Source organism: Stutzerimonas sp. LR2, from assembly GCF_055755175.1.
In genome coordinates, this window is sequence record NZ_JBVTRR010000077.1 from 1 (window position 1) to 698 (window position 698).

Genomic DNA, 698 nt, shown 5'->3' on the forward strand with positions numbered 1-698 from the left:
TACGTCATTGAGTATTCCGATTTTGAATGCCCGTATTGCAAAACCCATTTCCCGCAAATGATGGATCTGGTGGATTCTTCGTCCGGCAATATTGCGATGGTGTTCAAGCACGTCCCTGTTCACGGACAGGCATCGCGCACTGAATCTCTCGCTGCTGAATGTGCAGCTGAGCAAGGTGGTAATCCTGCGTTTTATAAGATGGCACGGGCTATTTTTGCGGATACTCGCTCCGACGGCCACGGTATGGCAACTCCATTGGATAAATTGGCGGAGAACAACGGCCTAGATGGGCAGCGCATTATTGAGTGCGTCAACGCCGCTCGCCCTAGCGCCAAAATTGCGGAAGACGTGAAAGAAGCCGCACGTCTCAATATTCAGCAAACGCCTGCAAACATCGTGGTGTACGGCGATAAATCGGCAATGGTGCAGGGCTCCGTCAACGGGACAGGTCTGATGCAGATGATGGCGCAATTAGCCCAGGAGGGAGGAAAGTAAAAGAGTCCGCGCGTTGTATTAAAGCGCCCGAAGGGGTTCGGGTATTTAGTTTCTTAATTGGGGGTAAGCATGAGTGAACCAGTCCACATTTCGCATTCTGTCGATGATCCGCCGAAGTTTTTCTTCTGGAGCGTTGATGAAGCGATGCCATTTTTCGTTTTTCTGGGTATCGGGGTCTTCACTGGCCGAATCTTTACGATGTC

General features: G+C 50.9%; 2 protein-coding genes. Both read left to right on the forward strand.

Translation table 11 applies throughout. The annotated features are described in order from the left end of the window. On the forward strand, nucleotides 1-495 hold a 495-nt coding region (locus ACVRRC_RS22135), incomplete at its 5' end, for a DsbA family protein (RefSeq protein WP_472997597.1). A gap of 69 nt (nucleotides 496-564) precedes the next feature. Next, nucleotides 565-698, forward strand: a 134-nt coding sequence (locus ACVRRC_RS22140; protein WP_472997599.1) for a type IV conjugative transfer system protein TraL, incomplete at its 3' end; no start/stop codon positions are given.